At 72.7% G+C, this 23,599-nt stretch carries 21 protein-coding genes; 12 read left to right on the forward strand and 9 right to left on the reverse strand.

Annotated elements, in window-relative coordinates; translation table 11 throughout:
• Positions 1 to 118: 118 nt before the first annotated feature.
• The 4 genes from ACFVQ3_RS14865 to ACFVQ3_RS14880 form a co-directional block, all read right to left on the reverse strand.
• Positions 119 to 2,173, reverse strand: coding sequence for a beta-galactosidase (locus ACFVQ3_RS14865; protein ID WP_387640485.1), 2,055 nt, complete (start codon positions 2,171 to 2,173; stop codon positions 119 to 121).
• Positions 2,174 to 2,262: 89 nt separating this feature from the next.
• Complete coding sequence (locus ACFVQ3_RS14870; protein WP_387640487.1) at positions 2,263 to 3,603, reverse strand: ABC transporter substrate-binding protein; 1,341 nt, start codon at positions 3,601 to 3,603, stop codon at positions 2,263 to 2,265.
• Between the two features lie 90 nt (positions 3,604 to 3,693).
• Complete coding sequence (locus ACFVQ3_RS14875; protein WP_387640490.1) at positions 3,694 to 4,620, reverse strand: carbohydrate ABC transporter permease; 927 nt, start codon at positions 4,618 to 4,620, stop codon at positions 3,694 to 3,696.
• A gap of 3 nt (positions 4,621 to 4,623) precedes the next feature.
• Positions 4,624 to 5,562 carry a carbohydrate ABC transporter permease gene (locus ACFVQ3_RS14880; protein WP_387640493.1) on the reverse strand — a complete coding sequence of 313 codons (939 nt, stop codon included), beginning with the start codon at positions 5,560 to 5,562 and terminating at the stop codon, positions 4,624 to 4,626.
• 235 nt (positions 5,563 to 5,797) lie between these two features.
• Here ACFVQ3_RS14880 and ACFVQ3_RS14885 point away from each other — a divergent pair, with 235 nt between their 5' ends.
• The 7 genes from ACFVQ3_RS14885 (at position 5,798) to ACFVQ3_RS14915 (ending at position 12,165) form a co-directional block, all read left to right on the forward strand.
• Positions 5,798 to 6,829, forward strand: coding sequence for a LacI family DNA-binding transcriptional regulator (locus ACFVQ3_RS14885; protein WP_387640495.1), 1,032 nt, complete (start codon positions 5,798 to 5,800; stop codon positions 6,827 to 6,829).
• Positions 6,830 to 6,968: 139 nt separating this feature from the next.
• Entirely contained in the window at positions 6,969 to 7,349 is a 381-nt protein-coding gene (locus tag ACFVQ3_RS14890; protein ID WP_387487249.1) for an SHOCT domain-containing protein, read from the forward strand.
• A gap of 189 nt (positions 7,350 to 7,538) precedes the next feature.
• Positions 7,539 to 8,729, forward strand: coding sequence for a cell division protein ZapE (gene zapE, locus ACFVQ3_RS14895; protein WP_387640497.1), 1,191 nt, complete (start codon positions 7,539 to 7,541; stop codon positions 8,727 to 8,729).
• Between the two features lie 15 nt (positions 8,730 to 8,744).
• Positions 8,745 to 9,329 (forward strand): dienelactone hydrolase family protein, encoded by a 585-nt coding sequence (locus ACFVQ3_RS14900; protein WP_387640500.1) that lies wholly within the window; start codon positions 8,745 to 8,747, stop codon positions 9,327 to 9,329.
• A 111-nt stretch (positions 9,330 to 9,440) separates the two neighbouring features.
• Positions 9,441 to 10,757 (forward strand): hemolysin family protein, encoded by a 1,317-nt coding sequence (locus ACFVQ3_RS14905; protein ID WP_387640503.1) that lies wholly within the window; start codon positions 9,441 to 9,443, stop codon positions 10,755 to 10,757.
• Between the two features lie 138 nt (positions 10,758 to 10,895).
• Positions 10,896 to 11,669, forward strand: coding sequence for a GNAT family N-acetyltransferase (locus ACFVQ3_RS14910; RefSeq protein WP_387640505.1), 774 nt, complete (start codon positions 10,896 to 10,898; stop codon positions 11,667 to 11,669).
• A gap of 97 nt (positions 11,670 to 11,766) precedes the next feature.
• Positions 11,767 to 12,165, forward strand: a complete 399-nt coding sequence (locus tag ACFVQ3_RS14915) for a low molecular weight phosphatase family protein (RefSeq protein WP_387640508.1) — start codon at positions 11,767 to 11,769, stop codon at positions 12,163 to 12,165.
• Between the two features lie 84 nt (positions 12,166 to 12,249).
• Here the strand turns inward: ACFVQ3_RS14915 and ACFVQ3_RS14920 are convergent, their stop codons facing one another.
• A complete protein-coding gene (locus tag ACFVQ3_RS14920) occupies positions 12,250 to 14,037 on the reverse strand; it encodes an AMP-binding protein (RefSeq protein WP_387640511.1) in 1,788 nt (595 codons plus the stop codon).
• A 292-nt stretch (positions 14,038 to 14,329) separates the two neighbouring features.
• Between ACFVQ3_RS14920 and ACFVQ3_RS14925 the strand changes: the two genes are divergently transcribed.
• The 3 genes from ACFVQ3_RS14925 to ACFVQ3_RS14935 are packed head-to-tail and all read left to right on the forward strand — an operon-like array spanning position 14,330 to position 16,742.
• Positions 14,330 to 14,893 carry a hypothetical protein gene (locus tag ACFVQ3_RS14925; RefSeq protein WP_387640514.1) on the forward strand — a complete coding sequence of 188 codons (564 nt, stop codon included), beginning with the start codon at positions 14,330 to 14,332 and terminating at the stop codon, positions 14,891 to 14,893.
• Positions 14,890 to 15,585, forward strand: coding sequence for a SigE family RNA polymerase sigma factor (locus tag ACFVQ3_RS14930; protein WP_387640517.1), 696 nt, complete (start codon positions 14,890 to 14,892; stop codon positions 15,583 to 15,585). Before ACFVQ3_RS14925 ends, ACFVQ3_RS14930 begins: the two co-directional genes overlap by 4 nt.
• Positions 15,582 to 16,742: a hypothetical protein gene (locus tag ACFVQ3_RS14935; protein WP_387640520.1), complete on the forward strand. Its 1,161-nt coding sequence runs from the start codon at positions 15,582 to 15,584 to the stop codon at positions 16,740 to 16,742. The genes ACFVQ3_RS14930 and ACFVQ3_RS14935 overlap by 4 nt, the downstream gene beginning before the upstream one ends.
• 1 nt (position 16,743) lies before the next feature.
• Here ACFVQ3_RS14935 and ACFVQ3_RS14940 read toward each other — a convergent pair whose 3' ends face one another.
• The 3 genes from ACFVQ3_RS14940 to ACFVQ3_RS14950 form a co-directional block, all read right to left on the reverse strand.
• Positions 16,744 to 17,604 carry a 2,3-bisphosphoglycerate-dependent phosphoglycerate mutase gene (locus ACFVQ3_RS14940; protein WP_387640523.1) on the reverse strand — a complete coding sequence of 287 codons (861 nt, stop codon included), beginning with the start codon at positions 17,602 to 17,604 and terminating at the stop codon, positions 16,744 to 16,746.
• Positions 17,605 to 17,632: 28 nt separating this feature from the next.
• Positions 17,633 to 20,599 (reverse strand): AAA family ATPase, encoded by a 2,967-nt coding sequence (locus ACFVQ3_RS14945; RefSeq protein ID WP_387640525.1) that lies wholly within the window; start codon positions 20,597 to 20,599, stop codon positions 17,633 to 17,635.
• Between the two features lie 161 nt (positions 20,600 to 20,760).
• Entirely contained in the window at positions 20,761 to 20,931 is a 171-nt protein-coding gene (locus tag ACFVQ3_RS14950; RefSeq protein WP_387640527.1) for a hypothetical protein, read from the reverse strand.
• Between the two features lie 510 nt (positions 20,932 to 21,441).
• Here ACFVQ3_RS14950 and ACFVQ3_RS14955 point away from each other — a divergent pair.
• Positions 21,442 to 22,104: a hypothetical protein gene (locus ACFVQ3_RS14955; protein ID WP_138827149.1), complete on the forward strand. Its 663-nt coding sequence runs from the start codon at positions 21,442 to 21,444 to the stop codon at positions 22,102 to 22,104.
• Entirely contained in the window at positions 22,101 to 22,475 is a 375-nt protein-coding gene (locus ACFVQ3_RS14960) for a UBP-type zinc finger domain-containing protein (RefSeq protein WP_387640530.1), read from the forward strand. Before ACFVQ3_RS14955 ends, ACFVQ3_RS14960 begins: the two co-directional genes overlap by 4 nt.
• A gap of 67 nt (positions 22,476 to 22,542) precedes the next feature.
• On the opposite strand, the gene ACFVQ3_RS14965 is transcribed toward ACFVQ3_RS14960, so the two are convergent.
• Positions 22,543 to 23,553 carry an LLM class flavin-dependent oxidoreductase gene (locus ACFVQ3_RS14965; RefSeq protein ID WP_387640533.1) on the reverse strand — a complete coding sequence of 337 codons (1,011 nt, stop codon included), beginning with the start codon at positions 23,551 to 23,553 and terminating at the stop codon, positions 22,543 to 22,545.
• Positions 23,554 to 23,599 lie beyond the last annotated feature (46 nt).

Genomic DNA, 23,599 nt, shown 5'->3' on the forward strand with positions numbered 1-23,599 from the left:
CGTGCCGCGCGGGCAGGTGCCGGTCCGTGGACGCGGGAGGGACGGTGGTGCTGGTCGTGTGGTGCGGGGTGCGGCTCTCGTCGGGTGGGCGGTACCGGGTCCGGCGGGGGCCTGTCGGTCAGTCCTTGGGGCGGCGCAGGACCGCGACGCCGCGAGGCGGCAGGACGACCGTGCCGTCCGGTGCTCCGCCCGAGCGGCGGCCGACGAGCACGTCCCCCGCGACGCCGTCGACGTCCACCTGCTCGGCCGTACGGTTGATGAGGAACCAGAACTCGTGGTCGTCCGTGCCGCGGACCGCGAGCTCGACCCTGCCGCGCACCGCACCGGGCAGCTCGCCCGGGACGTGCGCGTCGTCGAGGAGCGAGCGGACGAGCGGCTCGAGGCCCGTGCCGAGGCGCGTCGAGACGTAGGTCGCGGAGCCCGACCCGACGGGGCGACGCGTGATGGCCGGGCGCCCGCCCTGCTCGCCGGTCTTGTACCAGGAGAGGACCTCGACCGACGGGTCGGTGACCGTGATCGGCTCGGACCACAGCGAGCCCTCGTTGCCGTCGTCGAGCAGGACGGTCTCGCCCTCGAGCAGCGGTGCGAACTCCTCGACCCGGATGCCCAGGAGGTCGGTGAACGCGCCGGGGTAGCCGCCGAGGTGGATGTGGTCGTTCTCGTCGACGATCCCCGAGAAGTACGTCGTGACCAGATGACCGCCGCCCTCGACGAACCCCTGGAGCCGCTCGGCGAGCGCGCCCGGGACGACGTGCAGCACGGGGGCGACGACGACGTCGTACCCGGAGAGGTCCGCCCGGGCCGGGACGACGTCGGCGCGCACGCCCGCGGCGAGGAACGCCGAGTACCAGTCGAGGGCCTCCTGGCGGTACCGCAGCGAGTTGTTCGGGTGCGAGTCGAGCTCGCTCGTCCACCAGGACTCCCAGTCGAAGAGGATCGCGGCACGCGCGGGGACCTGCTCCGAGCCCGCGATCTCGGCGAGCGCTCCGAGCGTCGCTCCGAGCTCGCGCACCGTCCGGTGCACCTCGCTGTCCTCGCCTGCGTGCGGGACCATGCCCGAGTGGTACTTCTCGGCACCCGCGCGGGACTGGCGCCACTGGAAGAAGCAGACCGCGTCGGCGCCGTGCGCGACATGGGTCAGGGAGTCACGGACCAGCTCGCCCGGCTTCTTGGCGACGTTGATCGGCTGCCAGTTCACGGCGCTCGTCGAGTGCTCCATGAGGAACCAGGGCAGACCGCCCGCGATGTGGCCCGTGAGGTTCGCGGAGAACGACAGCTCGTCGTGCGCCTGGACCCCCGGCAGGACGTAGTGGTCGTTGGACACGAAGTCGATCTCGTCGGCCCAGTCGACGTAGTCCATGCCCTTGGTCTCGCCCATGACCATGAAGTTCGTGGTCACGGGGACGTCCGGGGTCAGGTCGCGCAGGACGTCGCGCTCCGCGCGCAGGTACGACCTGAGCGCGTCGGACGAGAAGCGCTTGAAGTCGAGCTGCTGCGTGGGGTTGGGGTGCGACGCCGCGAGGCGCGGCGGCAAGACCTGGTCCCACGCGCTGTAGCGCTGCGACCAGAACGCGGTGCCCCACGCGTGGTTGAGCTCGTCGAGCGGGCCGTAGCGCGCGCGCAGCCAGTCGCGGAACGCGCCGGCGGCGTCGTCGCTGTAGTCGTAGATGTTGTGGCAGCCCAGCTCGTTCGACACGTGCCACGCGGCCAGCGCCGGGTGGCCGCCGTAGCGCTGGGCCATGGTGCGCACGAGCCGCAGAGCGTGCTCGCGGAACACGGGGGACGTGGGACGCCAGTGCTGGCGTGCGCCGGGCCACAGGGTCTCGCCGGTCGCGGTCACGGGCAGGATCTCGGGGTGCGCCGTCGTGAGCCAGGGGGGAGGGGACGCGGTCGCGGTCGCGAGGTCCACCGCGATGCCGTTCGCGTGCAGCAGGTCCATGATCTCGTCGAGCCAGGCGAAGTCCCAGGTGTCGGCCGTCGGCTGGAGCCGGGCCCACGAGAAGATCGCGACCGAGACGATGTTGACCCCGGCGGCCCGCATGAGCCGCACGTCCTCGGCCCACACCTCGCGGGGCCACTGCTCCGGGTTGTAGTCCGCTCCGAAGCCGAGCCGCGGCGTCGCGCGGTCCTCGGGCCACCGCAGCCAGCGGTGCGGCGTGGGGGTCGATGACATGGTGACTTCCTTCGTTCAGGTGCGTGGGGGCGGGCAGGTCCGCCCCAGGGGCGGGTGCCGGCCGGAGGTCGGCCGGCACCCGTGCGGGACTACTTGTTGACCGAGAAGCCCTGCTCGTTGCCGTACTTGACCGACGCGTCCTGCCACGCCGCGAGGCCGCCGGCGATGGTCTCGTCCGAGACGTACGCCTGGCCGACCGTGTCGTTGAAGATGCTGTTCGCGTAGACCTGGAAGGGCAGGTACGACCAGCCCTGGCGCACGTTCTCCGCCGACTCCGCGAAGACCTCGTTGACCTTCTGGCCGCCGAAGTAGGGGAACTCGGTGCCGAGGAACTCGTCCGAGGCCAGCTCGGCGGACGTCGCGGGGAAGGCGCCGCCGTCGACGCGCGTCTGCACGCCCTCACCGACGTTCGCGTAGTCGAGGAACGCGTAGGCGAGCGCCTGCTTCGTGCTCGCAGCCGGGACGGCGAGCGAGCTGCCGCCGTTCTCGGCGCTCGCGTTCTCCCCGGCGTTCCACTGCGGCAGGGGGGCGACCGCCCACTTGCCCGCGCCGTCGGGCACGCCCGACTCGAGGTTGGCGGGCATCCAGGCACCGATCGCGAGGGTCGCGATGGTCCCGTTGCCGAGGCCCTGGTACCACTCGTCGCTCCACGAGCTGATGGGTGCGACGAGGTCCTCGGAGACGAGCTGGTCCCACGTGGTGGCGAACGCCGTCGAACCCTCGTCCGTGAAGTCGATCGTGACGTCCGAGCCGTCGACCTGGTACGGCTGGCCGCCGGCCTGCCAGATCAGGCTCGTCGTGAAGCCTGCGTCGCCCGTGTCGTTGGCGATGTAGAGGTTCGGGTCGGCGGCGTGCAGGGTGCGGGCCGCGGCGAGGTACTCGTCCCACGTCGTGGGGACCGCGACGCCGTGCTTGTCGAAGATCTCCTTGTTGTAGAACAGGGCCATGGGGCCCGAGTCCATGGGGAGGCCGTAGATCCCGTCGCCGGAGTGCACCGCGGACCACGGGCCGGGTGTGAACGTCCCGTCGAGGTCGGAGGCGCCGTACGCGCTCAGGTCCGCCACCGCGTCCGACAGGGCGAACTGCGGCAGTGCGTAGTACTCGATCTGGGCGACGTCGGGCACGCCCGAGCCGGCCGAGACGGCGTTCTGGAGGGCGGTGTACTGGTCGTTGCCGGTCCCCGCGTTGACGAGCTCGACGTCGACGTTCGGGTACTTGTCCTCGAAGCCCTCGACGACCGCCTCGAGCGTGGGCTCCCAGGCCCAGACCGTGAGCTTGCCGCCCTCCTCGAGGGCTGCCTTGACCGCGTCGGGCGAGGCGTCGGCCGAGCCGCTGCCCGAGTCGCCCGAGCTGCAGGCGGTGAGGGCGAGCGCCAGGGTCGCGGTGAGGGCGGTGGCGCGCAGCGTCGCGCGCCCGGAGGGGGTCTTCATGAGGTGTTCCTTTCACGTCGTCGTGAGACGAGGGGGCCGTCCCGGGGACCCGGGTCCGGGTGGTGCAGGGGGTTGTTCGTGCCGGGCTCGTCAGGCCTTGACGCTGCCGGCGGACAGGCCGGTCTGCCAGAAGCGCTGGAGGAAGAGGAAGGCCACGATGAGCGGCAGGATCGTCAGGAGCGCGCCCGTGATGACGAGGTGGAAGATCGCCTCGCCGCCTGCGGTGGCGGCCTGCGCGTTCCAGGCGTTGAGCCCGAGCGTCAGGGGGTACCAGCTCGGGTCCTTGAGCATGATCAGCGGCAGGAAGTAGTTGTTCCAGGTCGCGACCATGGTGAAGAGCAGGACGGTGACGATGCCGGGGCCGAGCAGGGGCAGCGAGACGCTGAAGAACGTCCGGTACTCCCCGGCGCCGTCCATGCGGGCGGCCTCGAGCATCTCGGTGGGGATCGCGTCGGCCGCGAAGGTCCACATCAGGTAGAGCCCGAACGGCGAGATGAGCGAGGGGATGATGACCGACCAGGGGGTGTTGGTCAGTCCCATCTGGCTGAACAGGAGGAAGGTCGGGACAGCGAGGGCGGTGCCCGGGACGGCGACCGCACCGATCACGACCGCGAAGATCGCACGCTTCCCGGGGAAGTCGAACTTGGCGAGGGCGTAGCCGCCGAGCACGGCGAGGAACGTCGCGCCGCCCGCGCCGAGCACCACGTACAGCAGGGTGTTCCCGAGCCAGCGGACGAAGATGCCGTCGTCGTAGGTGAGGGTGTCGGCGATGTTGCTGAACAGGCTGAAGTCGCCGCTGAACCAGAGGCCGAACGAGCTCAGGAGGCTCGACTGGGTCTTGGTGGCGTTGATGACGAGCCAGACGAGCGGGACGAGGCTGTAGACCAGCACGATCCCGACGAGGACGGTCAGCAGGACGTTGCGGCGCGGCTTCTCGACGCTGCCGCGCCGGTCGGGGCGGAGCGCGGAGGGCGAGCGGCGGCTCGCGGGGCGCAGGGTCACGGGGGAGGCGGACATCGTTCAGCTCTCCTTCTTCATGCCACGCAGCTGGACGACGTACGCCACGATCATGGTGAGGACGCCCATGATGATCGCGACGGTCGCGGAGTAGTTGAACTGCTGCCCGGAGAACGACAGGTTGTAGGCGTAGAGGTTCGGGGTGAAGTACGTCGTGATCGCGTTGGGCGCGAGGCTCTTGAGGATGCTGGGCTCGTTGAAGAGCTGGAAGCTGCCGATGATCGAGAAGATCGTCGCGACGACGAGCGAGCCGCGGATCGCGGGGATCTTGATCGCGGTGATGACGCGGAGCTGGCTCGCGCCGTCGAGCTCGGCGGCCTCGTACAGGTCGCGCGGGATGACGCGCAGCGCGGCGTAGAAGATGAGCATGTTGTAGCCCACGAACTCCCACGTGACGATGTTGCCGATCGACGCGAGCACGAGGTCGGGCGACAGCGGGTTGGGCAGCGAGATCTCGAACGCGTCGTTGATGTTGCCGACGAGCCCGAACCGTGTCCCGTACATGAACCCCCACATGAGGGTCGCGACGACGGCCGGCACGGCGTAGGGCAGGAAGATGGAGATGCGGAAGAAGCTGCTCCCGTAGAGCCGCCCGGAGTCGACCGCGAGGGCCACGATCAGCGCGATGACGAGCATGATCGGGACCTGGACGACGAGGAACAGGGCGACGCGGCCCACGGCCGACCAGAACTGCGGGTCGGAGAACGCCTGCTGGTAGTTCTCCAGCCCGACGAACGAGTTCCCGCCGATCATCTGCTTGCGGAAGAGGCTGAGGTAGATCGAGTAGACGATCGGCGCGAGGAAGACCAGCGCGAAGACGAGCATGAACGGGCCGATGAAGCCCCAGCCCTTCCATGACCGCCCGGTACGGCGGGGGCGGGGTGGTCGGGCGCCGGCGGGCGCACCGGTGGGCGTGGCCGTCGGTGGTGACATCACTGTCATGACGAGTCCTTGCTGGTCTCGGCGGGTCGAACGCTGTTGTTCGACGTCCTGGTGCGGATCAACTCTGTCCCGAGGAGGTTTACGCAAACATCCGAACGAACCTCGATGGATGTTTGCGTAAACATCGACTAGCCTGATCGTCACACCCGTTCGGCGGGCGCGTCAAGTCCGCAGGCGGAGAAGCTTCGGGCGAGCGTCGGGGCGGAGGGTGCGGATCCCAGGAGGAAGCAGCCCGATGACGACGAACACCCCGAAGCGGGTACGCCGCGCCTCGATGGCCGACGTCGCGAAGCTCGCAGGAGTCTCCGCGCAGACCGTCTCGCGCGTGTCGAACGGTCACGCGGGCGTCGTGGAGGAGACCCGTCAGCAGGTCCTCGACGCCATGAAGCAGCTCGGCTACCGGCCCAACGGCGCCGCCCGCGCCCTCAAGTGGGGCGAGTTCCGGACCATCGGAGTCATCATGTTCACCCTCTCGACGACCGGCAACATGCGCACGCTCGACGCGATCTCGGTCGCGGCCGCCGAGGAGGGGTACGCGATCACCCTCATCCCGGTCGCGGTCCCCACGCCCGGCGGTGTCGAGGGCGCGTTCTCGCGCCTCGGCGAGCTCGCGGTCGACGCCGTCATCATCGTCATGGAGGTGCACCTCCTGGGCCGCTCGCACATCGCCCTCCCGCCGGGCATCCCGGTCGTGGTCGTCGACTCCGACGCGGGCTCCGAGTACGTCGTGGTCGACACCGACCAGGCGGCCGGTGCGCGCAGCGCCGTCGACCACCTCCTGGGGCTGGGGCACCGCACCGTGTGGCACGTCGCCGGTCCCGAGGACTCGTTCGCCTCGCAGCGCCGCGTCGACGCCTGGCAGGGGGCGCTCGTCGACGCGGGACGGGAGGTCCCGCCCCTGCTCCGGGGCGACTGGAGCGCCGAGTCCGGCTACCGGGCCGGCCTCCTGCTCGCGGACCAGCCGGGGTGCACGGCCGTCTTCGCCGCGAACGACCAGATGGCGCTCGGCATCCTGCGGGCGCTGCGCGAGACGGGGCGCGACGTGCCGGGAGACGTGAGCGTCGTCGGGTTCGACGACGTGCCCGACTCGGGGTCCTACAGCCCGCCCCTGACCACGGTTCACCAGGACTTCACGCAGGTCGGCCGCCGGTGCGTGGACGGGGTCCTGCGGCAGGTGCGGTCCGACGACGGTGCCCCCGAGCCCGGCACGACGCTCGTCCCCACGACCCTGATGGTCCGCAGCAGCACCGCACCGCCGAGGAGCTGACGGCGCCCGCGACCTTCGCATCAGGGGCGCTTCACCCGGAACCCGCCCGTTTCGCCGCGCGCATCGTGACGCCCGTCACTAACCTGACGTCAGCGCCTCGCGCTCGCGAGCGTCGGAGATCGTCGAACGGGGCTTCATCATGGAATTCTGGGACTTCTTCTGGCTTCTGATCTGGTGGTTCGTCTTCATCGCGTACCTGATGGTGCTCTTCCAGATCCTGACCGACCTGTTCCGCGACCACACGCTCAGCGGATGGTGGAAGGCGCTGTGGATCGTGGGGCTGGTCTTCGTCCCGTTCCTCACGGCGCTGATCTACATCATCGCCCGCGGCAGGGGCATGACCGAGCGGCACCTCGCCGCGGCGAGCGCCGCCAAGGCGCAGGCCGACTCCTACATCCGGGAGGTCGCGACGGGCGGTCAGTCGCCGACCGACCAGATCGCCTCGGCCAAGGCCCTTCTCGACGCGGGCACCATCACGCCCGACGAGTTCGCGTCGCTCAAGGCCAAGGCGCTCGCCTGACGTCTGGAGCTCTCCACGGCCCGACGGCGGAGCTCGCCGCTCCCGTCGACCCACCTCGCGAGCCGGGGGGCTCGCACCGATCGGTCCTCGGCAGGGGCCCAGGCGCAGGCCTGGGCCCCCTGCCGGCGCGCGGGGGCTCGGCTCGGCACGGCTCGGGCTCGTCGAGACCCGTCGCGTACCCTCGGACGCGTGGACGAGGCGCGACCGAGGGACCTGATCGACGCCCCGGCGAACCCGCTGACGGTGGTGCGCGACGCCGTCGGGCTGGACGCCGCCCTCCGCGGCTTCGCGGTCGATCCTGGCCAGGAGCCCGCTGTCCGGGCGCTCGACACGCTCGCCGCGCACCTCGCCGAACCCGCCGCCGACGTGCTGAGCGGCCTGTACCTCTGGGGCCCCGTCGGGCGCGGCAAGACGTGGCTCATGGACGTGTTCCTCGCAGCGGTCGCCCCGCTCGCGGGTTCCGCCGCGACGGTCCGCGTCCACTTCCACGACTTCCTGCGCCGCCTCCACGGCGAGCGTTTCCAGCGCGGGTCGATCGACGCCGCGCTCGACGCGATCCTCGGCGATGCCCGGCTCGTGTGCTTCGACGAGTTCCACGTGCACGACGCGGGCGACGCGATGCTCGTCGCCCGGGCCGTCCGGGCCCTCGACGAGCGCGGGGTGCGCGTGGTCCTGACGTCGAACTACCCGCCGTCGGGCCTCATGCCGAGCCCGGCCTACCACCACCTGTTCGTCCCGACGATCGACCTGCTGACCGCGCGCCTCGACGTCGTCGAGATCGGCGGCGACCGCGACCACCGGCGCTCACCGAGCGCGGACCTGCGCGGGTTCCGGGGCGGTGCTTTCGTGTGGCCCGCGACGGACGCCTGGCTCGCGGCCGCCGGTCTCGCGCGCCCCGAGCCCGCCGAGGCGACGACCGTGCGCATCGGGTCGCGCGAGCACCCGGTCCTCGCCGTCCGGGACGCCACGGTGTGGCTGGGGTTCGAGCACTGGTGCGCGGGACGCACCGCGGTCTCGGACGTCCTGCACCTCGCCGACCGCTTCGGGTCCGTGGTGCTCGACGGCGTCCCGGCCCTGGGCGCACAGGCCCCCGACACGGGGCAGCGGTTCGCGAACCTCGTCGACGTGCTGTGCGACCGCGACGTGCCGCTGCACGTCCTGGCCCACCAGGACCCCGACGAGACGCTGCGTCGGCACGGCGAGGAGGGTGTCGCGCTCGACGTCGAGCACGGCGAGCCGTCTCGCGCTGCTGCGACGGCTGGGGCCGGTGCCGGTCGGTCGCTGACCGTCGACCTCGGGCCCCCGGGGCGTCCCCGCACCCGGCGCGCGTGGGCGGTCTGCGCGATGATCGGGAGGGCGGCGCCGCCCCCGGCGCCCTGACGCGAAGGAGCCCCCATGGCCGAGGTACTGCTCTTCCACCACTCGCTCGGACTGACGCCCGGGGTCCGCGCGTTTGCGGAGACGCTGCGCGAGGCCGGGCACGTCGTGCACCTCCCGGACCTCTACGAGGGCAGGACCTTCCCCGACATCGAGAGCGGCATGGGGTACGTCGAGCAGATCGGGTTCGACACGATCCTGTCCCGCGGCGCCGGCGTCGCGGACGGGCTGCCCGACGAGCTGGTCTTCGCCGGGTTCTCGCTCGGTGTGTTGCCCGCGCAGATGCTCGCCCAGACCCGCGAGGGCGCGCAGGGCGCGCTGCTCTTCTACTCGTGCGTCCCGACGTCGGAGTTCGGGGACGGCTGGCCGCTCGGGGTCCCCGTGCAGATCCACGGCATGGACGCCGACCCGATCTTCGTCGACGAGGGGGACCTCGACGCCGCCCGGGCCCTGGTCGAGGCGGCGCCCGGCGAGGCCGAGCTGTTCCTCTACCCCGGGGACGCGCACCTGTTCGCCGACGCGAGCCTGCCCTCCTACGACGAGCACGCGGCGCGCCTGCTCACCGAGCGGGTCATCCGGTTCCTCGACGGTATCGGGGGCTGACGGCGGGCGCCGAGTGCCCCTGCGGCGCGCTCGGCACCGGTCGCCGGGAACCGCCCGGTGGCGCCTCTCGTTGTCCAGTTCCACCGTCCCCCGACCGGAGGAACACCCCCGATGGACTCTGGAACCCTGCTCAACGTCGCGCTCGTCCTGGTGTTCGTGCTGGTCGGCGGTGTCTTCGCCGGGACCGAGTTCGCGCTGGTCTCGTTGCGCGACTCGCAGATCGACCAGCTCGAGCACCGTGGACCGAGGGGAGCCCGGGTCGCGGGGGTGGCACGCGACCCGAACCGTTTCCTGGCGGCGGTGCAGATCGGCGTCACGGTGGCCGGGTTCCTGTCGGCGGCGTACGGCGCGTCGACGCTCGCGCCCGACTTCGTCCCGGCGCTCGAGTCGCTCGGTCTGCCGTCCGGTCTCGCGTCGACGCTCTCGCTCGTGGCGCTCACGCTCGTGATCTCGTACCTGTCGCTCGTCCTGGGCGAGCTCGTGCCCAAGCGCATCGCGCTGCAGCGCTCGGCGCAGTTCGCGCTCGTCGTCGGGCCCCCGCTCGACCGGTTCGCGACCGCGATGCGTCCCGTGATCTGGCTGCTGTCGCGGTCGACCGACGTGGTGGTGCGCCTGCTGGGCGGCAACCCCACGGCGCGCAGCGAGGAGATGACGGAGGAGGAGCTGCGCGACATGGTCATCGCGCACGAGGGCCTGCCCGAGGACGAGCGTCGCATCCTCACCGACGTGTTCTCCGCGGCCAAGCGGTCTGTCGTCGAGACCATGCGGCCGCGCGGCGAGGTCGTCTTCCTGCCGGGCGACCTGACGCTGCCGGAGGCGGCCTCGATCGTGCGCTCCCAGCCGTACTCGCGGTACCCGGTCACGGGCGAGGACTTCGACGACGTCGTCGGGTTCCTGCACGTGCGGGACCTGCTGGGCGCGCCGGACGACGCCGCGACGGCCGCCGGTGCCGACCTGCGGACCGTGCGCGACGTGGCCCGGACCGTGCTCGAGCTGCCGGGCACCAACCAGCTCCTGCCGTCGCTCGCGCTCATGCGCCGCACGGGGGTGCACCTCGCGATCGTCGTCGACGAGTACGGCGGGACGGACGGCATCATCACGCTCGAGGACCTGGTCGAGGAGCTCGTGGGGGACATCCGGGACGAGTACGACCCGGCGCACGCGCCTCTCGCGGAGGGCGACTTCGACGCGGGCCTCACGATCGAGGCGTTCGCGGAGGAGAGCGGGGTGCGGCTCGACGACGGGCCCTACGAGACCGTCGCCGGGTTCGTCATCTCGCGCCTGGGACGCCTCGGTGCCGTCGGCGACGCGGTCGAGGTCCCCGGGCACCGGCTGACCGTCACGGCGATCGAGGACCGCCGCATCCGTCAGGTCACGCTCTCGGCGCTCCCCGGCCCCCAGGGCGAGGTGCCCGACGGCGGGCGCTGACCCGCGCGCCAGCCTCGCCCCAGAGTGCGCGTGGGTCGCGCACAGGTGGCCGGTGAAAAGGGGTGAGCGCGTTCCCGGGCACCTGTACCGTGCGGAACGCGCAGCAGGTCGCTGCCCGCGACCTCCGAGGAGCCCGCCATGTTCTCCCAGACGATCACCGACTTCTGGCGTGCGCCGCTCGTGGGCGGTGACGTCCTGTACCGGGACGCCGTGCTCACGGTGGTGAGCAACCCTGGCCTGGCCGAGGACCGTCGCGTCACGGTGCTGACGACCCGTGGCGCGGGCTCCTCCGGCAGCCCGGCCGACCCGGCCGCTCCCATCGACGGTCCCGGCGTCGTCCTGGTCGCGGTGACCCCGCAGGTCGCGGCGCTCCTCGAGGTCGCCGGACGACGGGCCGTCACCGAGGCGTCCGTGCGCCGGGCTCTGCAGGACGCGGGCATCACGCTGCACGAGGCCGACTGCGTCTTCCACCTCACCGCTCGGGCCGAGGCCGAGCTGCGCGCCGAGGCCGACGCGCCCGGCGTGCGACGGCTGACCACCCAGGACGCCGCAGCCTTCACCGCGTTCGAGGAGAGCGCGCCCGAGCAGGACCTCGACGACGCCTACGTCGAGCTGGACCACTGGGCCGTGTTCGGTGCGTTCGAGGGCGAACGGCTCGTGGCCGCCGCGAGCACGTACCCCTGGGGAGGGTCCCGCCTGGCGGACACCGGTGTCCTGACGCTCCCCGACGCTCGGGGGAGGGGGCACGCCCGTCGGATCGTCCGGGCGATCAGCCGCTACGCCCTCTCCCAGGGGTACGAGCCGCAGTACCGCTGCCAGGTCGACAACACCGCGTCCCGGGCGCTCGCCGTCCGCGCCGGGTTCACGCAGCTCGGGACGTGGGAGGTCGTCTCGCCCGGCTCGACCGTCTGATCCTCGGGTCCGTGGGTGCGCCACCGGTAGCCTGGGACCGCGACCAGCACGACCAGGCAGGCCGACAGCCGGTCGGCCGACGACCAGGAGGACCCCGATGAGCACCCCCCGATCTGTCCTGTTCGTGTGCGTCAAGAACGGCGGCAAGTCGCAGATGGCCGCCGGGCTGGCGCGCAAGATCGCGCCCGACGTCCGGGTCGACTCGGCCGGGACCTCGCCCGGGTCGAGCCTCAACGCGCTCTCGGTCGCCTCGCTCGAGGAGGTCGGCGTCGACCTGTCGGGTGAGCACCCCAAGCCCCTGACGTCGGAGCTGGTCGCGGCCGCGGACGTCGTGGTCGTCCTCGGCCGGGAGGCGCAGGTGACGACCGACGACGGGACGCCCGTCGTGGTCTGGGACACCGACGAGCCCTCGCTGCGCGGGATCGAGGGCATGGAGCGCATGCGGCTCGTGCGTGACGACATCGCGGCACACGTGCGGGACCTGCTGGCTCCCTGACCAGGGCACGGGATCGTTCCCAGGAACGACGCGAGGCGCCTCCCCGGGTCGGGAGGCGCCTCGCGTCGTTCGGAGGTGGGACCGTCAGGCGGTCGGTGCCGCGCCGCCCGTCGTGTGTCCCGGTCCCTCGCCGTCGGTCGGCTTGCCCAGCACGTTCTCCCGCACGACGCGGCGCAGCACCTTGCCGATCTGCGAGCGCGGCAGGTCGGGGACGACGAACAGGTGCTTCGGCAGGGCGTAGCGCGCGAGCTTCTGCTCGCCCCACTCGCGCACGGCGGCGAGGTCGATCGGGAGACCGCTCGTGGTGCCCTGGTCCTCGTCGAGCACGACGGCCGCGGCCACCCGCTCGTCCGACCCCTCGCCCGGCAGGCCCACGACGGCGACGTCCCGGATCCCGGGCATGAGGCGCAGGTGGTCCTCGACCTGCGACGGGTAGATCTTGAACCCGCCGGTGATGATCATCTCCTTGATGCGGTCGACGAGCGTGACCACGCCGTCGGCGTCGACGGTCACGACGTCGCCCGTGCGCAGCCACCCGCCGTCGAGGAGCTGGTGGGCCGTCTCCTCGGGGCGGTTCCAGTAGCCCTGGAAGACCTGCGGCCCGTGGATGAGCAGCTCGCCGCGCACCGTGCCGTCCTCGTCGGGGACGACGTCCTTCGTCGGGTCGTCCTGGTCGACGACCCGGATGTCGGTGCTCGGGAACGGCAGGCCCAGCGTGCCGGGACGGCGGTCGACCGAGACGGGGTTGCCGAGCGCGACCGGGGACGTCTCGGTCATGCCGTAGCCCTCGATGAGCAGACCGCCGGTCGCCTCCTCCCAGGTGCGCGCCGTCGTCGGGCTGATGGGCATCGCTCCCGCGAACGCGAGCCGGATCGAGTGCAGGTCCACGGGCTTGCCCGCCGCGCGTGCCGTGGCGGCCGCGGCCGCGATGCGGTCGAACATGGGGGCGACGCCCGGGAGGAACGTCGCGGGGCGGCGCTTCTGCGCGACCAGGAAGGACTCGGCGTCGAACTTGGGGAACGCGACGAGCGTCGCACCGATCCGTGCGGGGAGGGTCAGGCAGAACATGAGGCCGAACGCGTGGAAGAACGGCAGGACGCCGTAGACGGTCTCCTCGCCCTCGCGGAACGACGCCCACGCCTGGCCCTGCACGGTGTTCGCCACGAGGTTGCGGTGGGTCAGGACCGCGCCCTTGGGCGTGCCCGTCGTGCCGCCCGTGTACTGCAGGAGGGCGACGTCGTCGGCCGCGGGCTGGGGCGTGGACGGGTCGAGCGGTCCGGCGCTCGCGACGAGCCGGTGCCAGTCGGGGACGCCGGCGGACGCCGGGCCGCGCAGCGCGGCCTTCTGGGTGCGTGCCGCCTTGACGGGCAGGTGCAGCGCGACGCGCTTGACGAGCGGCAGGTCGCGGGCGATGTCGACCGACACGACGGTGCGCAGCTCGGTGCCGGGCTTCGCGGCGAGGACCGTGGGGACGGCCTTCTGCCAGACGAGCGCGACGGTCGCGCCCGAGTCCGCGAGCTGGTGGGCCAGCTCGTCGGACGAGTACGTGGGGTTGTGCTCCACGACCGTCGCCCCCAGACGCAGCGCGGCGTAGAACGCGACGAGGTGCGAGGAGCTGTTGGGCATCACGAGCGCGACCCGGTCGCCGCTGCGCACGCCGAGCGAGGACAGGGCGCTCGCTGCGCGGTCCACCTTCTCGACCAGGTGCGCGTACGTGAGGGTGGCGCCGAAGAAGTCGACCGCGACCCTGTCTGGCCAGCGGGCAGCGGCTCGGGCGAGCGCCGCGGTCACGGGCTCGTCGGGGACGTCGACGGTTGCGGGAACCCCTGGGGAGTACCGACTCAGCCAGGGCTGCTTTGCCAAGGTGTTCACTACTACACCGTAACCTACGGATGCGTAGGTTATGTGTGCGGCACGTGCGAGGAACCTCGGCGTCACCTGTGAGGAGCCGGGGAGCGAGCTGGTGCCCCACCGGATGGAACCTTTGCCCCTGCGGCTGCGTGTTCTGGTCGTGAGGACAACGCACCGACCCCCGCCGAGCAGTTCCGGCGCACGGGCCGCGGGGGGCAGCAGCGCGTCGTCAGGACCCGCTCCAGCGAGGTCTCGAGCCGTCAGGGGGCGGCTCCGGGACAGGCTGGACGGGCCGGCGGGGTCGGTCGTGGTCGTGGTCGGCAGCGTCGGGGGCTCGCTCCTCGCGGTCGGTCTGACCTGGCCCTCACCACAACCGGTCCTCAGCGTGGTCCTCGTCGCTCTCGCGCTGCCCGTGTGCGCGATCATCGTCCGGTGGTCGCTCGCCTCGCACCACGTCACGGTGCGCGGCGCCCGGCTCGTGGCGACCGACGACGACAGGGGGTGGCTGGTGGTGCGCAGACCGCTGGGCGGAGTCCTGCTCGACGGCTCGCGCATCGGCGGCGCCCCCGGCGTCCCGGGCGCCCCGGGTGCCCGGCGGGCGCTCGCCGACCGGGCGGTCGTCGCGTACGCGACCGGCAGGGCCGAGCGGGTCGAGGCCCTGAGGCTGCTCGACCGCATCGTGGCCCTGGACCGGCTCGAGCGAGGTCCCGACGGCCTCGGGGCGCGGGGTCGTGGCACCTTCACCCCCGAGCAGCGCTCGCTCCTGAGCAGGCACGTCCTCGACGCCCTGACGCGGGACGTCGAGCTGATCGAGTCCCGTCGGGTCGGGCTCCCGGTCCGACACCTGCCGCCCGTGACGACCGGGGCGCTGCCGTGACCGCGGTCCTGCCGCTCGTGGGCGGTGGCGACGGCCTGCAGGACGATCCGCGACGAGTGCCCGACGGCGCCCCACCGGACCCCTTCGACCAGGACTTCGACGGTGGGTTCCTCGCCGAGGACGCCCAGTGCAGCGACGGCACGGTCCTGCGCGCGAGCAGGAACGCCGAGTTCACGGCGTTCATGGAGCAGGCCGTCGGGCCGCTGCACCGCATGGCCTACCTCCTGTGCGGCGACCAGCACCGCGCCGAGGAGCTCACGCAGCAGACGTTCGAACGGACCTACCGGGCATGGTCCAGGGCCCGCGACGGCGACCCGCTCGTGTACGCACGACGGATCCTCGCGAACCTGCGGGTCGACACGTGGCGGCGGACCCGCCGTGAGGTGCTGTCCGGCCCGGACGACCTCCGCGACCACTCCGAGGGAACCTCCGCCGCACCGCGGGCCGGCTCCTCGATGGGCGCGGTGCCCGCCACCGTTGACGACAGAGACCTCGTCGTCCGCGCGCTCCTGCAGCTCCCGCTCAAGCAACGTCGTGTCGTGGTGATGCGGCACATGCTCGACCTCTCGGAGACCGAGGTCTCCCGAGAGCTCGGCATCCCGGTCGGCACCGTGAAGTCGACCGCGTCCCGGGCCCTCGCCCGGCTCCGCACGATCCTCGACGACTCCTCCCGGAAGGGCAGCACCTCATGACCGGACCGCACGACGACCTCTTCGACCGTCTGCACGCCGCGGCCGACTCGGTCCCTCCCTCGACGCTCGACCTGCCCGTCGTGCTCCTCACGAGCCGGCGCAAGGCCACGGCCCGGCGGGCAGCCACCGGGACCGCCGTGCTCACCGTGTGCGCCGTCCTCGGCGTCGGGGTCGCGAGCGGCCTCCCCAGCCAGGTCGTTCACGACCTCGCGCCCGCCTCGTCCTCCGAGACCCTGACCACCGAGATCGTGCATCGAGAGGTCGCCCTCGGGATCACGGCCGTCGCCGAGGCCGCGACCTACGAGCTCCCGGACGAGACGGTGGTGCTCGACACGGGCATCGAGACCGGTGCGCACGGCGACCGGTTCCTCCTCATCTCGACGGTCGAGTTCGAAGCCGGAGGTTCGGTCGCGAGCGTCGACCGGGAAGATCCCGCGACGATCAAGAAGATGGCCGATCTCGGCTACGCGCCGCTGGAGAGGCAGCGCATCCAGGTGGCTGCGGGGGACGAGGCCGAGCTCCGACGGCTCAGAGGCGGGGCGGAACCGACGACGGTGGTCGTCTCCACCCTCGGTTCCGCTGCGGTCGTCGACACCGACGGCGGCCGATTCGTCTTCGGCACCACGTTCAGCGAGCACGTCGACGACGAGCCGGGGACGTTCGTCTCGTCCTGGGACCCCTTCACGCAGGTCGACGGGTCGACCGGCACGTTCCTGATCGCCCCCACGCTGCCGATCCCTCAGCGGGCGCTGGCGCCCTTCGCTCTCGCGCTGACGAAGGAGACCTCGTTCGCGCCCGTGATGGCGGCCTCCTTCACGGCCGACTACTCCGCGACGGGGCCCTGCACGGAGCGGGTCGACGGGTGCGCGGTGTCCTATGACGCGCAGAGCCGGGCTGCAATCCAGAGCCAGGTGGAGGACCCCCGATGGGCGGCGCTCGTCGAGTCCGTGCCCGACGAGGACGTCGTCGTCATGGGCTCGGGCAGCAGTCGCGAGCTGTTCCGCTGCCGCGCGGGCGTGCACGACGTCGAGTCGATGTTCCGGGAAGGTCTCACGACCGAGGACGAGGACCAGATCATCGGTGCGACCGCCGACCTGGCGCAGTGCAAGGTGGAGAGGAGCCCCAGGGGCGACGGGTCTCTCCGCGTGGGTTCGTGACTCACGTCCCGCCGCGTCGCTCCAGGTCGGCCAGCTCGACCGCCGCGCGGTCCGCGTCGAGGTAGAGACCGCCGCGGCGCACGGGGACGAGGTGGGCACCGGCCGCCTGGGCGTCTCGCTGCGCACCCGGGTGGGGGTCCCTGCCCGGGTGCGCTGCGTCGTCGGGCACGTGGCGTTCGAAGCGGTAGACGAGCGGGAGCCCCGTGGGGACGTTGAGGACCTGGACCTCAGGGGCCGTGAGCCGGTCGACGAGCATGACGAACGCCCGCAGCGAGTTGCCGTGCGCCACGACGAGCAGGTTCTCGCCGCGGTCGAGGGCCTCGCGCACCGTCGACCACAGCGGGGCGAGCCGGTCGACCACGTCCGCGAGCGACTCGGTGTCGCGGCGCATGCCGACGCGGGCGGCGTCGGGCAACCGGGAGAAGGTGTCCGCGACCCGCGCCGCGGCCTCGCTGCCCTCCTCGACGGGCGGCGGCCGGTGGTCGAACGAGCGCCGGTACTCCCAGTACGCGGTCTCGCCGAACTCCGCCCGGACGGACTCGCGCAGGTCGTCGGTGAACGCGCCGTAGTGCCGCTCGACCAGCCGCCACTCGGGCACCAGCGGGGGAGGCCCCGGCAGCCGTGACGCGACGATCGCCGCGGTCGCCGAGGCCCGGACGAGCGGCGAGGTCAGCACACGGTGGGGGACGAGGGTCGGGTCCTGCGCGCAGGCCGCGGCGAGCTCCGAGCCCGCCCGTTCGGCCTCACGGACGCCGTGGTCCGACAGGTCGACGTCGAGCAGCCCCGTGAACCGGTTCTCGGCGTTGTAGACGCTCTGCCCGTGGCGCAGCAGGACGAGGGTTCCAGGGGCCGGGGCGCTCATGGCGACCAGCGAACCACACGCGCGGCCGTCAGACCTCGATCAGTCCCCGGTGGTGCGCGATCGACACGGCCTCCGTGCGGCCCGAGGCGCCCAGCTTGGCCAGGACGTTCGAGACGTGGACGCTCACGGTCTTGCCGCTGATGAACAGGCGCTCGCCGATCTGCCGGTTGGTCAGGCCCTGCGCGACGAGCAGCAGCACCTCCTCCTCGCGGTCCGTCAGGACCGTCGTGGCGCCCCGGCGCAGGCCGGGCAGGTCCAGGCGGCCGCGCCGCGCGAGGTCCCGCAGCGCGCTCGCGAGCGGCCCGGCGCCCATGTCGTCGGCCTCCTCGAGAGCCTCGCCCGCCTGGGCTGCGGCACCCTCGCGGTCCCCGACTCCCAGGAGCGACTGCGCCCAGCGCCAGCGGGAGCGGGCGACCTCGTAGCGGTACCCGTAGTCGAACGCGGCCGTGGCCTCCTGCCAGAGCAACGGGTCGTTCGTCCCCGTGAGGCGGCTGTGCTCGGCGCGGGCCCGCACGAGCCACGCGATGCCCTCGGGGCCGAGCCTGCCGCCGCGCGGACGTCCCCGCTGGGCCGTGGTCTCCGCCTCGGTGAGGAGGGCGTCGCCCTGCGCGACGAGGTCGTCCACGGGCGCCCCCACGAGCCGACGCTCCTCGGTCGCGTCGGCCAGCGCCGTCAGGGCGAGCGCCGAGATCCAGATCCGGCCCAGGAAGTAGTCGCTCCACGTGCGCCCCAGGTACACGATGAGCTCCTGCGCGAGCGTCAGCGCCTCCTCGCGCTGCGCCGTCCAGACGAGCGCGTCGATCATGCACCCGCCCGCGATGAGGGCGATCTGCCCGTCGCGCCGCCACTCGGGACGCAGCGCGCGCGCACGCTCGATCACGCCCTCGTCACCGCGCGCGACCGCCGCGTAGAGCTGGGCGGCCGAGAGCGCCGCGACCGCGCTCGGGGGCATGGGGTCGGGGGACGTGGGCGGTGGGCGGAGGTCACCCGTGGCGTACCGGACGAGCTCGCCGAAGAGGCGGAGCTCGACCCCGTACCCGTTCCAGCCGAGACCGGCCGCGACCGCGTGCTCGAGCCCCGTGTGCGCCTCGACGAGAGCCTGCTCGAGGTCCCCCGAGTAGTAGCGGTTGGCTGCGATGTTGTACCAGCAGCGCATCTCCGTGAGGAGGTCCCCTGCGGCCTGGGCGCGCTCGCGCGCGTTCGCGAGGAGCTGGACGGCGCGCTCCGCGTCGTCGACCTCGAGCACCGCGAGCGTGGTCAGGGCGTCGGCCTCGACGTCGGGGGCGTCGATCGCGCGAGCCACCGCGATCGCCTCCTCGGCGGTCTCCTGGGCGACCACGTCCATGTCGGCCCGGTCGAGGTTCATCGCGGCGCGGGCCCGTGTCGCGAGGGTCCAGGCGCGGTCCTTCGACGGGGGCTCGGTGGGCAGCACCGCGAGGGCCGCGGCGGTGTGCTCGATGACCTCCTCGACGTGCTCGATCCCGAGCAGGTGAAGGGACAGCACGTGCCGCAGCGACGCCTGCCGCAGCGGGTTCTCCGCGGTCATCTCGACGACCTTGCGCGCGATCGCGACCGCCCGGTCCGGCTCGCCCGCACGGCTCGCCGCGGACGCCGCCGCGACGGCCACGTCGACACGGTCCTCGCCCAGGAGGTCCGCGGCCTCGGGGACGACGTCCCACAGGCGCAGGACCTGCTCCAGGTGCCGCAGCTCCTCGTTGGGCGCGAGGACGCGTCCCGCCCGGCGCGCGGCCTCGCGCGACGCGACGAGCGCCGTCGTCGTCTCGTGCGCCGACAGCGCGTGGTGGGCCCGCTGCGCGGGAGAGCCGAGCGACGGGTCCTCGGTGAGCGCGGCCAGGTACGCGCGGTGCAGAGCGACCTGCTCGCCGGGCAGGAGGTCGGCCGAGATGGCCTCGGCGAGCAGGGCGTGGCGGAACGCGATCTTGCCGCCGTCGACCGTCAGCACGTGGTGGGCCACGGCCTCACGGAGCGTCGCGTCGAACGCCTGCTCGCACGCCGCGCGTGTCAGGGCGCCGCCCGGGGGACGGAGCCCGCCGAGGGAGAACACGCCGAGGTCCTGCGCGACGACCGCCCGGAGCAGCGGCTCGGCGACCACGCGCCCCGCGAGCGACGCGATGCGGGCGAGCTGCTGGACGTCGGGCTCGAGCTGTTCGAGGCGGGCGTGCAGGACGTCCGCGAGGGACCAGGGGAGGGCGTCGGCCTGCGGGCCGGCCTCGACGAGCTCCTCGGCGAAGTACGCGTTGCCCTCCGAGCGCTTCATGACGCGCTCGAAGTCGTTCTTGGGCAGGGACCGGCCCGCGACGGCGGTCGTGAACTGCTTGAGCTCGCCCGGGGTGAACGGGTCGAGGGCCAGGTGGTCGACGCGCGGGTGGCGGCGCAGCTCGGCGAGCACGGGCCGCAGCGGGTGGCGCCGGTGGAGGTCGTCGGTGCGGTAGCTCGCGATGACGAGCAGGTGGTCGGCGCGCAGCCGCGCGAGGAGGAAGCGCAGGACGTCGCGCGTGGACGGGTCGGCCCAGTGCAGGTCCTCGATGACGAGGACGAGCGGGGCACCGGGGCGCCCCGGGGCCGTGAGCGCGGCCGTGATGCTCTCGAAGAGCTGGAGGCGACCGGCCTGGTCCTCGCCGTTGCCGTCGAGGGCGGAGGGGCCCGCGTCGAGGAGGCGGCCCAGCGCGGGCCGCGCGTCGATGGTCTTGTCGACGACCTCGTGGCTCGACCGGAGCTCGGACAGCGCCTCGGTGAACGGCAGGTAGGGCAGGCCGACGTCGCCGAGGTCGACGCAGTGGCTCACGACGACAGTGGCTCCTGTGCCCCGCGCGAGCTCGGCGGCGCGGACCAGGAGGCGCGACTTGCCGACCCCGGCGTCGGCGCCGAGGAGGATCGCGCCGGGGTCCCCGGCGGCAGCGCGGCCCACTGCCGCGGCGATCACGTCGAGCTGGTGCGCTCGTGCGACGAAGTGGGCCTGGGAGGGGCGCGGCATACCGCCCATCCTCGCAGTGGCCTGTGACGCCTGCCACGAAGTTTCCTGATACTCGCCGCCCGGTGTGACGAACCCCTCTTCCGGTCCGGCCGGGAACCGGGGTCCTGGCGGTGCCGAGGGCGACGGTCGTCCTCGGCCCACCCGACCGGAAGAGGGCTCCGTCATCCGCTCTGACCGGTGGAGTTCGCGTGGGTACTGTGCGTCCTGTGCCCCGGGCGGTGGTTGCGGAGCCAGTGCATCAGCACGTTCTCCTGGTGGTCGTAGTCCGCGCGGACCTGCTGCTGGCGATAGGCCACCTCGGTCTCGAAGCCCATCACGTACATCTCGTTCATGGTCGTTCCCGTCCTGCTCGTCGGCAGCGGACCTGGTGCCCGCTGTGATCCTCACTCTCGTGCTGAGCGGGCCCGTCGTGCATCGGTCGAGCGGGTAGGTTCTGGGCCCCTACCACCTCAGGCCCGACGGCGTATCTCGCCTGAGGTGGTCTGAGGTGCCTTAGGGGTGAGGTCGCCGGGCGACGACCGTCCGGAAGGCGAGATGGACGAGGCCCTCGTCGACCCGTCCACGGGGACCGTGCGGAGCCGGCTATGGCGACGTGAGGTGCGAGAGGGCGACGGCTACCACCCCGGCGCGGCGGGTCACGAGGTGCCGGCGGCGATCGTCGTCGGACCGTTCCTCGCGTGGCTCGACCGGCGCTCCGGCGACACGGCGCTGCCACGTCGGCCCGGCCCGGCGAGCGGGTAGGTGCCCACCCGTTGCCAACACCGGGTACCGGTCGCAGACTGGAATGGACCGGACCCCTTGATGGAGGTGCCCTCGTGACATCGACGTACGACGTGCTACCCATGCTAGGACGCGGCAAGCACCGCAACCCGAAGAAGGGCGCGTGCTTCATGGAGCTCGCGTCGTACCTGGCCGGCGAGCGCTGGAGCGACCATCCCCAGTGCACGCACCCGCTGGTCGCGATGCTCGCGCGAGCGGTCAACGACCTCACGAGCGATGCAGCCAGGCCACGCCTGGCGATCCTCATCCCGTCCGTGATCGGGCTGCGGTCCGACGACCCGCGCTGGAGCGTGTGGATCTCGCTGCGCGCGGCGCAGACGGCGCTGCCCGTCTCGCCGAGCGACCGGCAGGACGTCCTCGCGGTCGCGATCATCGCGGGCGAGCGCATGCTCGACCAGCTCGAGGGCCGTGAGCCCGGCACCCGGACGCAGGCGTCGCAGGACGCGCTGAACATGGTGCCGCGCACGGCGGCCTGGGCCGAGTCGTTCTGCAAGGGCTCGCGGTTGCGTCCCGCACGGTTCGCGCGCGACGCCGCTCCGAGCATCGTCGCCGCCGCGGTCCAGGGCATCTCGGAGGCGGGCTCCCGTGACGCCGACGACGCGCTCTACGAGCTGCTCTCGTCGACGATCGAGGCAGCGAGGGGCTGGGCAGCGGCCGAGCCCGCCGAGCCGCTCGAGCCCAGCGACTGGGAGCCGGTCGTCCGGAGCGTCGGGGCGCAGGTTTGACGGCGGCCGACGACGGCGGCACCCCCGGCCTCGAGGAGTCCCTCGACCTGACGGTGCCGCCGAGCGGTCCCGGCTGCGCCGAGTGCGAGTCGTCCGACGGCTGGTGGGTGCACCTGCGGCGGTGCGCGCAGTGCGGTCACGTGGGCTGCTGCGACACGTCGCCCTCCCAGCACGCCACGGCGCACTACCGGGAGACCGGTCATCGGCTCATGCGCACGTACGAGCCCGGTGAGGACTGGTACTGGGACTACGTCTCGGAGCAGTCGTTCGAGGGACCGGACCTCGCCCCGCCGATCGCGCACCCCGAGGACCAGACGACGCCGGGGCCCGCGCAGCGGGTCCCGGAGAACTGGCGCGAGCTCATCCATTGAGCACGGGGTGCCAGCTGGTCGAGCCGTGAGGTGGCGCCCCTGATCCGCGCGGATCAGGGGCGTCAGATCACTTCTCGGCGGACGACACGACCTGTGCGAGCGCGTCGAGCGCCGCGAACGGGTCGTCGGGCCGCTCGGGGTCGGGGCTCGTCGGCACGACGACGACGCTGCTGACGCCGTTCGTCTCGAGCGCGGCGAGCCGGGCACGGACGACGTCGGGCGGGCCGACGATCGCGAGCCGGTCGACCCACTCGTCGGGCATCGTGCGGGCGAAGGCCTCGGGGCTCGGGCTCGCGTCGCGCAGCTCCCGGAACGCGGCCGCGAACGGCAGCGGGTCGATCTGCGCGGACCAGTCGGCGGCGCCGAAGGTGGCCAGTGCGGGCCGGACGATCTCGCGGGCGGTCGCGACGTCGTCGTGCACCACGGCGAGCGAGAACGCGACGAGCGTGTGCTCGGGCGGGGCGGCCGGACCGGCCGCGGACCGCCCGCGCTCGACCGCCGCGCGGACGACGCCCAGGTACTCGGGGGTCACGGGCATGTCGAGGATCGTGCCGTCGGCGACGCGGCCCGAGACCTCCAGGGACCTGGGCCCGCGCACCCCGTTGAGGACCGGCGGAGCGACGGTCGGAGGGCTGTACAAGGCAACGTCATCGAGTTGTACATAGCGTCCGTCGGTGCTGAGCCGCTCGCCGTGCAGCAGCGAGCGGACCGCGCTCGTGGTCTCCTCCAGCAGGGTCAACGGGCTCTTCGGCCACACCCCGACCTGCCGCATCCACGCGGGCATCCCGTGACCGATCCCCAGCAGCAGCCGCCCCGGGTGCAGCTCGGCGAGCGTCCCAGCCTCGAGCGCGGTCATGGCCGGGCTGCGCACCGCGGCCGGCAGGATCCCGATGCCCACGCGGATCGACTCCGTGCGCGCGAGGATCGTCGCGGCCTGCGCGATCCCACCCCGGAAGAAGCAGTCCTCGACCACCCAGAGCTCGTCGAGCCCGATCTCCTCGGCGCGCAGCGCGAACGGCAGCAGGTCGGCGATCGGCAGGTCGCGCGGGACGATCACGCCGAGACGGGGACGGGGCACGGTGGTTCTCCTTCGGGCGGGACGGGCTCCTCCCACCCTAGGGGCG

This window comes from Oerskovia sp. NPDC057915 (assembly GCF_042887685.1).
Classification (GTDB): Bacteria; Actinomycetota; Actinomycetes; order Actinomycetales; family Cellulomonadaceae; genus Oerskovia.